At 69.1% G+C, this 11,980-nt stretch carries 11 protein-coding genes; 3 read left to right on the top strand and 8 right to left on the bottom strand.

Annotated elements, in window-relative coordinates; genetic code table 11:
- On the bottom strand, window positions 1-778 hold a 778-nt coding region (locus tag RN743_RS05125; protein WP_310777048.1), incomplete at its 3' end, for a cation:dicarboxylase symporter family transporter.
- Window positions 779-1,050: 272 nt separating this feature from the next.
- Here RN743_RS05125 and RN743_RS05120 point away from each other — a divergent pair.
- Together RN743_RS05120 and RN743_RS05115 are read left to right on the top strand one after the other, a co-directional pair.
- On the top strand, window positions 1,051-1,899 hold the full coding sequence (locus RN743_RS05120) for a DNA methyltransferase (protein WP_310777045.1): 849 nt from the start codon (window positions 1,051-1,053) through the stop codon (window positions 1,897-1,899).
- A gap of 118 nt (window positions 1,900-2,017) precedes the next feature.
- On the top strand, window positions 2,018-2,179 hold the full coding sequence (locus RN743_RS05115; RefSeq protein WP_310777042.1) for a hypothetical protein: 162 nt from the start codon (window positions 2,018-2,020) through the stop codon (window positions 2,177-2,179).
- Between the two features lie 18 nt (window positions 2,180-2,197).
- On the opposite strand, the gene RN743_RS05110 is transcribed toward RN743_RS05115, so the two are convergent.
- The 6 genes from RN743_RS05110 to RN743_RS05085 form a co-directional block, all read right to left on the bottom strand.
- Window positions 2,198-2,560: a cupin domain-containing protein gene (locus tag RN743_RS05110; protein ID WP_310777039.1), complete on the bottom strand. Its 363-nt coding sequence runs from the start codon at window positions 2,558-2,560 to the stop codon at window positions 2,198-2,200.
- 35 nt (window positions 2,561-2,595) lie between these two features.
- Window positions 2,596-4,638: a hypothetical protein gene (locus RN743_RS05105; RefSeq protein WP_310777035.1), complete on the bottom strand. Its 2,043-nt coding sequence runs from the start codon at window positions 4,636-4,638 to the stop codon at window positions 2,596-2,598.
- A 33-nt stretch (window positions 4,639-4,671) separates the two neighbouring features.
- Window positions 4,672-5,226: a DUF305 domain-containing protein gene (locus RN743_RS05100; protein ID WP_310777032.1), complete on the bottom strand. Its 555-nt coding sequence runs from the start codon at window positions 5,224-5,226 to the stop codon at window positions 4,672-4,674.
- 324 nt (window positions 5,227-5,550) lie between these two features.
- Entirely contained in the window at window positions 5,551-6,756 is a 1,206-nt protein-coding gene (locus RN743_RS05095) for a hypothetical protein (protein WP_310777030.1), read from the bottom strand.
- A gap of 107 nt (window positions 6,757-6,863) precedes the next feature.
- Entirely contained in the window at window positions 6,864-8,720 is a 1,857-nt protein-coding gene (locus RN743_RS05090; protein ID WP_310777027.1) for a Xaa-Pro dipeptidyl-peptidase, read from the bottom strand.
- A gap of 69 nt (window positions 8,721-8,789) precedes the next feature.
- On the bottom strand, window positions 8,790-10,505 hold the full coding sequence (locus RN743_RS05085; protein WP_310777023.1) for an amidohydrolase family protein: 1,716 nt from the start codon (window positions 10,503-10,505) through the stop codon (window positions 8,790-8,792).
- Between the two features lie 39 nt (window positions 10,506-10,544).
- Between RN743_RS05085 and rph the strand changes: the two genes are divergently transcribed.
- The gene (gene rph, locus RN743_RS05080) at window positions 10,545-11,252 is read left to right on the top strand and encodes a ribonuclease PH (RefSeq protein WP_310777020.1); all 708 of its coding nucleotides are present in this window, start codon (window positions 10,545-10,547) and stop codon (window positions 11,250-11,252) included.
- A 40-nt stretch (window positions 11,253-11,292) separates the two neighbouring features.
- Here rph and RN743_RS05075 read toward each other — a convergent pair whose 3' ends face one another.
- Window positions 11,293-11,952 carry a peptidylprolyl isomerase gene (locus RN743_RS05075; protein ID WP_310777017.1) on the bottom strand — a complete coding sequence of 220 codons (660 nt, stop codon included), beginning with the start codon at window positions 11,950-11,952 and terminating at the stop codon, window positions 11,293-11,295.
- Window positions 11,953-11,980: the final 28 nt, after the last annotated feature.

The raw sequence follows: 11,980 nt of genomic DNA, 5'->3' as shown, positions 1-11,980 counted from the left end.
CGCGCAGGTTCGCGAAGTGTACCAGCGGCTTGATGCGGCCCAGCACGATGAGCAGAAGCGGCATCGTGATGAAGAGGTGGATCGTGAGCCCCGACCCGATCGTGGCGAAGTACTTCGCGAGCGCGGCGAAGCGTTCAAAGCCGGTCTCCCCCACCATCTTCGTGATCAGCGCGAAGACGCCGATGGGGAGGAACTTTATGATCCCCGACGTGAGCGCCATCATCGCCTGGAAGAAGGCGTTGAAGATGTCGGTGACGACCACGCGGGGCTTCTCCGGCAGTCCCGTGATCGCCGCGCCGAAGACGATGCAGAAGAAGATGATCGCCAGCATGTCGCCGGCCGAAGCGGCGGCGAAGAAGTTGTTCGGGACGATGTCGAGGATGAGATCGACGGCAGAGTCCGGCGTGCTGAGTTCGGGCACCTCCTGCTGCGCCGCCGCGCCCATGTCGGCGTTCACGCCCGGCCGGATGAGGTTCACCATCAGCAGGCCGGTCAGCGCCGCCAGCATGCTCGACAGCACGTAGTAGCCCATCGTCTTACCGAACAGGCGGCCGATCGCCCTTCCCCCGCCCACCGACGCAACCCCGGACACGATCGACGTGAGCACGAGCGGCACGATGATCATCCGGAGCAGCTTCATGAACAGCTCGCCGATCCACCCGATGTTCTCGGCCGCCGGCGCCCCGAAGGCCCAGCCGGTGAGCAGACCCAGGCCCATGGCGGCCAGCACCTGCCAGTGAAGGCGTCGGTACCAGGGGAGAGTGGGATCGTATTCCATTGGCGTCTCCGGTGCGGCGCCGTGTCGAGGCGCGTATCCAACGTTGTCAGCGACGCGACCAGAGGCGGTCAGGCCGCGATTCGAGCGAACGATCCAACGGGGGTTGATCGTGGTATCCAGACGGCGAGCCGGCAATGGGCGTCACTCCGCTCGCCGCGCTGAGCCGGCGCCCCGGCACGCTCGGTGACTCGCAGAATTCTGCGACACTGCACTAGCTTCGGGAGCCCTGACCCTCGCCGCCGCGTGCGGGCTTCACCGCCCCGGGAGATGTGATGCCCAGGATCATCCTTGCGGACAACCTCGACGCGCTCCGGGGCCTGCCGGATGGACGGGCGGACCTCATCTACATCGACCCGCCCTTCAACACCGGCCGCACGCAGCGGAGCACCCGGATCCGCACCCGACGCTCGTCACCGGGCGAAGAAGGCGACCGGACGGGATTTCAGGGCGAGCGCTACGAGACGACTGTCCTCGGCAGCCGGCGGTTCGCGGACCGGTTCGACGACTACCTCGCGTTTCTCGGCCCCCGACTCGTCGAGGCGTACCGCGTTCTCGCGCCGCACGGGTCGTTCTATCTGCACGTCGACTACCGGGAGGTACACCATTGCCGGCTCTTCCTGGACGACCTGTTCGGCCCGGAGAATCTCCTGAACGAGATCATCTGGGCGTACGACTACGGCGCGCGCCCGAAAACGCGCTGGCCGGCGAAGCACGACAACATCCTGTTCTACGTGAAGGACCCGTCGAACTACGTCTTCAACGTGGACGAGATCGAGCGCATCCCGTACATGGCCCCAGGGCTCGTCGGGCCTGAGAAGGCCGCGCGCGGCAAGCTGCCCACGGACACCTGGTGGCACACGATCGTCCCCACGAGCAGTGCCGAGCGGACGGGCTACCCCACCCAGAAGCCGCTCGGCATCCTCCGCCGCATCATCACGGCCTCCTCGAACCCCGGCGACCTCGTGCTCGACTTTTTCGCCGGAAGCGGCACGACCGGCATGGCCGCCCACGAACTGGCCCGCGACTTCATCCTCGTCGACGACAGCCCCGAAGCGCTCGAAGTGATGGCGAAACGATTCCGCGACGTACCGGACGTGCGCTGGGAGGGGGTTGGTCCGTAGCAGTCCGCGACGACAGACTGCGCCCGGGACATCTTACAAAATCCATGCCTTCAAGTACATATTGTCTCCGTGGACTGGGTAGCGCTTGGCGCGGCTTGCCGATGGAAGGAAGATCCTGATGGCATTGAACGTGAACGAGGTCATCGAGGGACTCGACACGCAGCGGCGGCGACGGGTGGAGGAGCGCGCCGCTGAACTCATCGCGGAGGAGATGACGTTGCGCGAGCTGCGCGAGGATGGACCGCCTGTCGAGTTGTCCGGCATCGCCGATCCGGAATAGACGACGCCTGCCCCCGGCCTAGGGGTCGCGGTGGGCGGTGTCGGGGGAGAAGGCGGGGAGGCAGACGGCGATGTACTCGGCTCCCTCGGGGCCCGGCGTGCTGTAGCGGACCCATTCGCCGGGGCGGGTGACGACGGCCTGGCCGGCATTCACGTCGATGACACCGCTCTCGTGCTCCACGCGCAGTGATCCGCTCAGCACGACGGTGATCTCCTCGAATTCGGGACGTTGACCCGGTTCGACCCAGCCGGGCGGCGCCACCATGCGCGCCACGCTGACGCCCTCGTGTCCCGTCCGGACGCGGCCGGCGTACTCCTCGATCCGCTTGGGTTGGTTCCCGGCCGCCTCGATGACGGCCGGGGCTTCGATCAGGGTGGGCATGTCCCGGACGGCGCCGGGCGTCCTCCCTGCGTTTCCTACATGCCTGCTTCGGCGAGGGACCGGACGGCATCGGCCAGCATGCGGACCTTCGCGGCGTCTCCCGCCCCCGCGGTGCCACGGGATACGGCGTCGGCCAGCGAGCGGAGCGCGTCGGCGCGGGCGGATCCCGTCATCTCCTCGGCCTCGGCCAGTCCGGCGCGGAGACGGTCGACCCTGGCGGCGGCGAGCCCGCCGTGCCGCTCCAACTGGTCCAGGTAGGCCCTCGCCAGCGCGAACGTCGCGGGCCACTCGAAGATGGGCTGACCCTGCGAGTTCAGGTGCGTCAACTGCACGGAGTTGGCGGCGTCGATCTCGTTCTGCGTGAGCGCCTCGCTCGGGACCAGCTCGAGGATGTCGAGACCGCGCTTGATTTCGGAGTTGACGATGACGCCGTTGTACCAGTAGACGGACCAGCTGCCGCCCATCTCCATCACGTTGCCATCGATCGGGCCGCGGTCGAAGTAGGCGATCTCGACCGGGTTCGTCGGATCGGTCCAGTCGATGAGCGAGATCCCGCCCTGGTACCAGCCTTGGATCATGATGTCGCGGCCGGGGATCGGGATCAGCGATCCGTTGTGGGCCACGCAGTTCTCCTCCGGCGTCTGCGGCGCAGGGAGCTTGAAGTAGCTCTGGAACTCCATCTCCGTGCCCTCGATGGTGAAGATCGCGTTCGCGCCCCACTCCATCGGGTCGGATGCGCGGCACTTCGGCTGGCCGCCGCCGCCCCACTCGTCCGTGAACAGGATGGCGGTGCCGTCGTTGTTGAAGGTGGCGGAGTGCCAGTAGGAGAAGTTGGAGTCGGACACGGCGGAGAGCCGCCTCGGGTTCTCCGGGTCGCTGATGTCGAGGAGCATGCCGTACCCCTCGCACGCCCCGCCGGCCAGACCGATGGCCGGATACACCGTGATGTCGTGGCACTGCGTCGGTCCGGGCTCCGGGCCATCGCCCTCCCCGCCCTGCTGTCCCATCATCTGCGCGATGATCGTGGGCAGCGCTTCGCGCAGCGACGCGCTGTCGGCTGCGGTGGGCGGACCCTCGCCGCCGCGCTGGGCCACGATCTGCCCAAGCATCCCCTGGGCGGCCGGTTCGGGCAGCACCATCTCCTGCCCCTGCACCTCGATGATGAAGGCGCCGCGCGCCCGGGCCTCCTCGAGCGCCGCGAGGTCGTCTGGGGCCGGGCCGTGCGTCGGCGGCGCGACCAGGTCCTCGAAGATGCGAGGTGAACTCACGATCTCGGCGCTCGCCGGATCCGCCAGCGGCACGCGGATGACCTCGATGCGGAAGAGGGCGGTGTTCGGATCCTCGGTCGGTGGCGCGCCCGAGCAGCCGGCGAGTTCCTCCGCCGGACGCACCGGGGCGGAGCCGGACACGTAGACGTAGACGTTGTCGTCGTCCCCGGGGTGTTCCAGCAGCGTGTGCGTGTGGGAGCCGCGGCAGGTCTGGACGTTCGCGACGTATTCCGGCGCCGTGATGTCGGAGATGTCGAAGATGCGGATGCCGCGGAACCGATCGTGGCTCACAGCCTCCTGGACACCCTCGTCACTGCAGTCGAGCCTTGCGCTGAAGTCCTCGCCGGACACGAAGAGCAGGTTCTCGTACACCGAGACATCGCTCTGCGAGGCGGGGCAGACGTACGTCATGACGGAGACCGGGTTGGCCGGATCGGAGATGTCCCAGATCTGTATGCCGTCGTAGTTGCCTTGGATCGCGTAGGAGCCGGTGAAGGCGAGGTCCGAGTTCGAAGGGCCCACGAACGGGTCCGGCGGGGGTGTCGTCGACACGAGGCTCAGGTTCCAGATCGCCTCGCCCGCATCGAACATGCCCGGCGCGAGCCCGACGCGCGGGTCCGGCGTCGGCGGATTGACCTGCAGGCCCGTGGGCGCGGCGGCCGGGGCGGCGGGTGCGGCGGCCATGCCGGTCGGCGCCGACCGGTAGGAGGAGCAGGCGGTTAACCCCGCGAGAGCGATCGCGCCGGCGAGCAGCGTCGCGAGGCGCGGGGCAGATCGAGTGTCGTCGCGTTCCTTCGTCACAGCGGACATGTCGGATCCTTCGATTGGGGTAAACTGCATGAATCAGCCGCCCGGCTCCGGCGCGGCGAGCGCCTCGAGCATCAGCTCCATGCGGGCGATTTCCGTGGCCTGATCGACGTGGATGTCGGAGGCCAGTTTGAAGATGAAGTCATCCTGCGCCGCGCCATCGGTGGCGAACAACTCCCGAACCATCGTGACGGCGCCCTTGTGGTGCTGGATCATGTACCGGAGGAAAAGGCGGTCGAAGTCGGGGCCGCGCGCGGCCTCGAGTTCCGCGAGTTGCTCGCGGGTCAGCATCCCGGCCATGAGCATGGCCCCGTCCCCGTGGCCCCGCATGTCGCCGGTGTCCGGCACGGGCAGCCCGCGCTCCGAGAGCCAGCGGCTCATTACGGCGATCTCATCGGTCTGCGCGTTGATGATCCTCCCGCACAGCGTCCGGATCGAGGGACTCGCGCCGGCACCCGGAGCGAAGCCCGCCATGACCAGTGCCTGCGCGTGATGCGGGATCATGTGCGTCATGAAGCGGATGTCCGCCTCGTGCGCGCCCTCAAGGGCAGCTTCCGCGCGCGCCCGGTAGATCGCCTCGAGTTCGGCCACGCGCGCGGCATCCGGACGGACCGCGTCCGGGCGGGGCGGCGACTCGGATGGACGGCCGCCGGACCCCGCGCTGGCACACGCCTGCACGACCGCGAGCAAACCGAAGAGTGCAACGCGCCTGGCGCGCGTGACGTGCCTTGTATGGTGGGTCCTCATGCTTCGCCGCGTGGTGACATCCGTTACCGAGGAGCTGTCCTGCATGAAATCTGCCGAACAGGCATACCGAATCAGGCGTACGAATACAATCCCGAACGGTTTCGCGGCGGATCGCGACGGGACCGGGGGTTCGCGCCCGGACGGTGGCGCGTAACGGGAGGCGGGCTGCTACGGGCTCGCGTCGTAGCGGTAGAGTCCGACCTCCTCCTCGTCGAGGGCGTCGCGCTGGAGGAGCACGAAGCGGTCGGCGTCGACGGCCAGCACGCTCGCTTCCGCGGGAAGATCCAGCCATCCCCGCGGCTGTCCGTCGGGGCCGAGGACGAGCCAGCGGCGGGTCTCCTCGCCGGGGCGGGTCACAAGCCCGATCCAGACCATCTCGTCGGGACCCAGCACGGCCGAGTGGAAGGCGGGGTGCGTCTCCCGGTACGGTGCGTTCTCGACGAAATCCATGAACCAGTCGGGGGCGTCCGGACCCCTGCGCGCGAGCCGCTCCGCTTTCCACGTCCCGATTTCTTCGGCCGTAACGGCCCACCCGCCAGCCGAGCCACGGATCCGACGCGTCAGACTCCCGTCCGCCGCGTGCACGGAGAGGCTCAGCTCGTCGGTGTCGCCGATCAGGGCCCGATCCCTGAATCCGCGGGCGACGATGTCCCGCCCGAAGGCGGGTTCGGTGCGGGTGAACCCGCCACCGGGAATGCCGCCGTAGCTCCACTCCGTGGCGGGCAACACGCCCAGCGTGTCCGGGTCGGTCTCGATATCGGTGAACGCAAGCAGGGGGGTCGTGTCCCGCTTCGTCCCCTCCGGGAGGAAGTACCGCTGTTCTCCCAGGATCGCGAGCACGTGCCCCGTGGCATCTCTCGCGAGCGGCTTCAGGCTCACGATGGCACTCTGGGCGGAGAGGGGCGACGACGTGAGGAACTCCCCGCTCTCCGAGAACTCGTTGAGGCGGGCCAGTCTGGCGTCGTAGGCGAGGAACCCCCCGCCCGTCCCGAGGAGGGTCGTGATCTCGCTGAACTCGCCCGGTCCCTCGCCCTGCCCCCCGACCCGGGCCGTGAGCGAACCGTCGGCGGAGAAGAGCAGCACCTCGCCCGAACCGGTGTTGGCGAGCGCGAGGCCGTCGTTTCCGAGCAGAAGGGCATCGCCGACCCAGAACAACTCGATCCCGAGATCGCGGGTGGAGAAGACGAGGTTCGACTCCAGGACGGGTACCGAGAGCTCCTCCACGCGGCCCAGGGCGATGTTCGTGATGCCCGCTGAATCGGAGACCAGGACCGCGTTCGGGGGTTGATCCTCCGGCTCGGGGTGAGCGCCGCCGCAGGCGATGGCCGCGCAACTGAGGACTCCGGCGGTAAGGAAGCTTCCGCGAGCGCGCATGGTTCCCGTCCCGGCTGAAACATCGGTGATGTGGACCGCTGTCCGCGGCATGGCGACCTCGTTCCGTAAGAGGCGCCATGTCGACCGAGGGTTGCATCCGCCGGGCGCTACTCGGAGGCGGGGACGCCCAGGGCGCGGCGCAGAGCCTCGACGCCTCCGACGACGGGCAGCGCGAGGCGGGTCTCTCCCAAGTCGACGGTGAGGGTCGTGCCGGGGTCGGGGTGCAGGGTGAAGAACTTGTCGCTGGAGAAGATCATCAGACCGATGCGGGCACCGGCCGGAATGATCTGGTCGTCCGGCTGGAGCGCGAACTCGAGGTCGACGAACTCCCCCGGCGTGAGCGGTGCGCCGGCCCGGGGCGACGCGATGTCCTCGGCGCCTGCGTTGGCGGGGTCGGCCCATCCCTTCGTGATGATGTTGTCGTTGATCTCTCCGCCCTCGGTCCACGGCAGCGACACCAGCCACACGGACAGGTTGGCCGCGGGCGCGTCGGCCGACACCCGCACGCGGACGGTCGCCACGCCCGACAGGTGGACGTCCTCGCGGAGTTCCGGCGTCGCGTACAGCAAGCGGTGGTTCGACCACTCCGCCGCGGCAAGTTGGTCACCGGTGAACGTGAAGTTGTCGACGATCGCACCGGTCCCGGCGCCCGCCTCGTCGAGGGAAAGCGTGCCGGTCCAGTGTCCGTCGCCACTTGGACGGAGCGTCACGGCGTCGGCCTCGGGGTGCGGATAGCTCGGGTAGGGCGTGGGCTCGGAGCGGTCGTCTCCTTCCCGCACGATCCACGCCGCCGGGTCTTCCTCCACGCCGTTCTCGACGCCGACCACGTAGCGGGTGAACCACCGGTTCATGAGTTCGAGCGGGGGAGCCCCGCCGTGCCCGCCCTGGTGGTAGTAGATCTGCAGCGGCACACCGCGCTCCCCGAGCGCCATCGCAATGCGGTGGCTGTGCTCGGGCATGACGTTCCAGTCGTTGAAGGCGTGGCTCATGAGCGTGGCCGCCCGCACGCCGTCAACGTGGTTCAGGTAGTCGCGGCCCGCCCAGAAGTCGTTGTAGTCGCCCGTGACGCGGTCCAGCCGCGCCGTCATCTCGTCGCGCACGTTCGCGAGGCAGTAGTCGCGGACCTCCGGGAAGCCGCTGAAGATGAAGTCGAACAGGACGTCGACGTCCTCCCCGGGATAGCCGCCCGGTGACCGCACCAGTCCGTTGGAGCGGTAGTAGTGGTAGTAGGAGGTGTTCGGCGCGATGGGGATGATCGCCTCGAGCCCCTCCACGCCCGTCGTGGCGGCGGCCAGGGGGAGCGTGCCGTTGTAGGAGGTGCCCGTCATCCCGACGCGGCCCGTCGCCCAGTAGGCTTCGACTTCCTCGGCTCCGTCCACGCTCGCGAAGCCCCGCGCCCGGCCGTTGAGCCAGTCGATCACGGCCTTCGGCGCCAGCGACTCGTTCGCGCCGCCGACAGTCGGGCAGCCCTGCGACTGGCCCGTCCCGGGCGACTGCGAGTGGACCACCGCGAACCCCCGCGGCACCCAGGTCGCGACGTGCGAGTTCGAGATCCTCGGCTGGCTCGGGATGTGCTGGATCGTGGCCGGGAACGGATCGCGCGCCGGGGCTTCGCCGCCGACCTCCTGGCGGAGGTCCCAGAAGTGGGCGAAGTCGATGCCGGCGACGCCCGAGTAGTAGGGGCTCGTCTCGTAGATGACCGGCACCCTGAGCCCCTCGCCGTCGGTCTGCCCCGGACGCGTCACATCCAGGTGCACCCGGTCCGGCCGGCCGTCGCCGTCGGAGTCGAACCCGGTCTCGACCCACAGTTCATGGCGGATCCAGGCGGACGAATCCGCGAAGGCCGGGACGATCTGCGCCTGCCCGTCCTCGATCACGAGCCCGGCCTGCGCGGCGACCGCCGCCGGAAGCAGGACGAACATGAGGAGGGCCGCGGCGGGCGTGGCGAAGCGCACTGAAATCATGGGTCGGTTTCCGATCTGTCGGTTGGTGGCGGTCGGTCAGCTGGTGCCAGCCGCCGGTGTCTGGCCGAGTCAGGGGCGCCGCAGGGGGCGGCCGGCGAGTTCGCCGGTCACCTCGTCGTCGCGGATCGCGAAGCGGCCGTTCACGAGCACGTGCACGACGCCCTCGGACAACTGGTGCGGGTCGTCGTACGTCGCCCGGTCCGTGAAGCGGTCGAGGTCGATCACCGCGATGTCCGCGACCAGACCTTCGCGGATGTAGCCGCGATCGTCCAGCCGCAGGAAGTCCGCGGCGAGGCCCGACATGCTCCGGATCGCAAACGGGAGCCCGATCGCGCCGTCCCGGTCCACGAAATCCCTGATTTTCTTCGGGAAACCCCCGTACACGCGTGGATGCACGATCTCGGCCCCCGGCGCGGGCGTCGCGCCGTCCGTGCACGTCATCATCCACGGCATCGTCGCGAGGTAGCGCGTGTTCTCGACGTCGTAGAGGTCGCGGTTCATCACCCACGGGTTCGACCCGGACATGATCTCGCGCACGGCCTCGGGGACGGGCAGCCCTCGTTCGGCCGCCACATCGGCCAGCGTCTTGCCGTTGAACTCGGGCCTCGCATCGGCGAACACGATCTGTTCCGGTCCGCCGCGGATCTCGAGCATCTCCATCGTCTGTACGTCGAGGACCCGTGCCGTGTCGGGATGCTGGAAGCGGCGCACCATCTGCTCCGGACCGCCCGCCTGCGCCCAGCGCGGGATCGTATAGGCGCGCAGGCTCGACATCGTGGACGTGTATACGTGCTGCGCGCCCGCCACCTCGAGTCCCTCCGCGCGCGCCGAATCGATGATCGCCGCGCCTTCCGAGGCCCGGCCGTACAACGCCGCCCCCTGCGCGTTGAAGTGGCTGAAGATGGTGCGGAGGCCGGACTCGGCGCCGATGTGGATCGCCTCGCGAATCGAATCGTGGTAGCCGATCCCCTGGTACGCCGCGCCGAGATCCCGGTCGTGCGTGTCGTAGATCGGGGCGTGCCCACCGCCGATCGGGTACTCGGCCGCGACCCGTCCGAGTTCGATCACCTCGTCGGCCTCCGCGTAGTAGCCGGGCGTATAGAAGAGTCCGGAGGAGAGTCCGAAGGCGCCGTCCTCCATGCCCTGGCGGACGAGCGCCTTCATCTCGTCGAGTTCTCCCGCGCTGGGGTCGCGGTCGTCCATGCCGATGACGGCCCCGCGGACGGATCCGTGTCCGATGTAGGAGATGATGTTCTTTCCGACGCCGGACGCTTCCAGGTCCGCGAAGAGCCCGGCGAGGTCCGTGCTGCTCGAGCCGTCGACCCCGATGACGCCGGTCGTGATCCCCTGGGTGAGGAATTCGGTAGCGGGGAGCCCGTACGCTTCGCCGATGGTGATGACCGTGATGTGGCTGTGCATGTCGATGAAGCCGGGCGTGAGCAGCAGGCCGTCGAGCGGGATCGTGTCCCGCAACGCGATCTCCGCGGCCGAGGCATCGCCGACGAAGGCGATCCGGTCGCCCTCCACCGCCACATCGGCCATGAACGACGGTTCGCCGGTCCCGTCGAGAATGGTCGCCCCGGTGAACAGCACGCTCGTCGGCGGGATCTCCGCTTCCGCTTCCGGCGCATCGTCGGGCGCGCAGGCCAAGGTCGCGCCCGCGAGTGCGAGACACGTGATCACGGGGCGGGCGGGCACCCGGCGACGCGCCGCCGAGCGGAGCGCGGGGATCCGCCATCGCAGCGGGATCGCGGCCGGCATACTCTCAACGCGTTCGCCGTTCATCGGTTCTCCCCTTTTCGACCCTTCGACCGAGGCTGCCCCATGCCGGCACGTCCACACGGGCGGGCGCTGGACGCCCTCCGACCCACGACCCTGGAGACGGGAACCGCCCCCTTCGCCGAGGGATCGTGCACCATCACGATGGGGATGACGCGCGTGCTTTGCACGGCCTCCGTCGACGAGAAGGTCCCGCCGTGGCGCGAGGGCCGGGGCGGCTGGGTCACGGGCGAGTACGCCATGCTGCCCCGCGCCACGTCGGAACGAACCCGCCGCGAGCGGCGCGGCGCGAGAGGCCGCACGCAGGAGATCCAGCGCCTCATCGGCCGCTCGCTGCGGGCGGCTGTCGACCTCGCGGCGCTCGGCGAGCGGACCGTGACCGTGGACTGCGACGTCCTCGTCGCCGACGGCGGCACCCGCACCGCCTCGATCACGGGCGCGTGCGTGGCCCTCGAGATGGCCTTCCAACGGCTGGTCTCCGACGGGGCGCTCGAAGCCAGCCCGCTCCGCCAATGGGTCGCCGCGATCAGCGCCGGTATGGTGGACGGCGAGGCGAGACTCGACCTGGAGTACGTGGAGGACGCCGCCGCCGACGTCGACTTCAACTTCGTCTACCTCGAGGACGGCCGCCTCGTCGAGGTCCAGGGAACCGCGGAAGGCGCCCCCTTCACCCGCGCCGAACTCAACGACCTCCTCCACTTGGGCACCGCGGGCACGGCCGAACTGTTCCAACTACAGACGGCAGCTCTTTAGCGCTTCGGGGTGACCCTGGCGCCGCGCCGGGGGGGCCGGGTCAGCGGCGGACGGCCCGAATGAGGTGGTCGAGGAGGGGGTATTCGCGGTCGAGGTGGAGGTTGCCGTGGGCGACGATTCGGGTCTGGTCGCCTCGGCGGAGGCCGCCGCCGGAGTTCTCTCCGTAGCCCGAGTAGAGCGCATCCACGACCTCCATCCCGCTGATGATCTCGCCGAACGGCGCGAATCCCGTCGAGTCGAGGCGCACGTTGTCCACGAGGTTGATATACACCTGGGTGGCGCGGGTTCCGGGGTCGGTGAAGGCGAAGGTGATGCGGCCGCGCGTGTTGGAGGCGACAACCGGGTCGTCGGGGATGTAGGCGTTCATCCACTCGGCGGTGATGGCCGGGTCGCCCGCCAGTCCCCACTGGACGATGAAGTCGGGGACGACGCGGTGGAAGCGGGCGTCGTCGTAGTAGCCGGATTCGACGAGGGTGAGGAACCGCTCGGCGCCCAGCGGCGCCCAGTCGCGGTGCACGGCGATGACGAACTCGCCCTGGCTTGTTTCGACCGCCACTTCAACCGGACCCGCCTCCGTCGCGACGCGGCGAGCGATGGCATTTGCCCCGACGTCGGAGGACGGCACGCGCTCGACGCGCTCGCATCCCAGGACGAGGATCGTCGCGGCAAGGAGCTGCGTGGCGCAGGCTCGGGTCCTCACTCCCGGCTACCGTCCGCTCCGACGCGGC

Origin of the sequence: Candidatus Palauibacter scopulicola (assembly GCF_947581915.1) — a bacterium.
GTDB classification, from domain to species: Bacteria; Gemmatimonadota; Gemmatimonadetes; order Palauibacterales; family Palauibacteraceae; genus Palauibacter; species Palauibacter scopulicola.
The sequence above is the reverse complement of the archived record's forward strand: the minus strand, read 5'-3'. Positions and strand labels throughout refer to the sequence as shown.

What these genes read in the sequence shown, in the direction of transcription:
- RN743_RS05120 (WP_310777045.1), top strand. Translation starts at nt 1,051, where the DNA reads ATGCCCAGGATCATCCTTGCGGACAACCTCGACGCGCTCCGGGGCCTG.
- RN743_RS05115 (WP_310777042.1), top strand. Translation starts at nt 2,018, where the DNA reads ATGGCATTGAACGTGAACGAGGTCATCGAGGGACTCGACACGCAGCGG.
- RN743_RS05110 (WP_310777039.1), bottom strand. Translation starts at nt 2,560, where the DNA reads ATGCCCACCCTGATCGAAGCCCCGGCCGTCATCGAGGCGGCCGGGAAC.
- RN743_RS05105 (WP_310777035.1), bottom strand. Translation starts at nt 4,638, where the DNA reads ATGTCCGCTGTGACGAAGGAACGCGACGACACTCGATCTGCCCCGCGC.
- RN743_RS05095 (WP_310777030.1), bottom strand. Translation starts at nt 6,756, where the DNA reads ATGCGCGCTCGCGGAAGCTTCCTTACCGCCGGAGTCCTCAGTTGCGCG.
- RN743_RS05090 (WP_310777027.1), bottom strand. Translation starts at nt 8,720, where the DNA reads ATGATTTCAGTGCGCTTCGCCACGCCCGCCGCGGCCCTCCTCATGTTC.
- RN743_RS05085 (WP_310777023.1), bottom strand. Translation starts at nt 10,505, where the DNA reads ATGAACGGCGAACGCGTTGAGAGTATGCCGGCCGCGATCCCGCTGCGA.
- rph (WP_310777020.1), top strand. Translation starts at nt 10,545, where the DNA reads ATGCCGGCACGTCCACACGGGCGGGCGCTGGACGCCCTCCGACCCACG.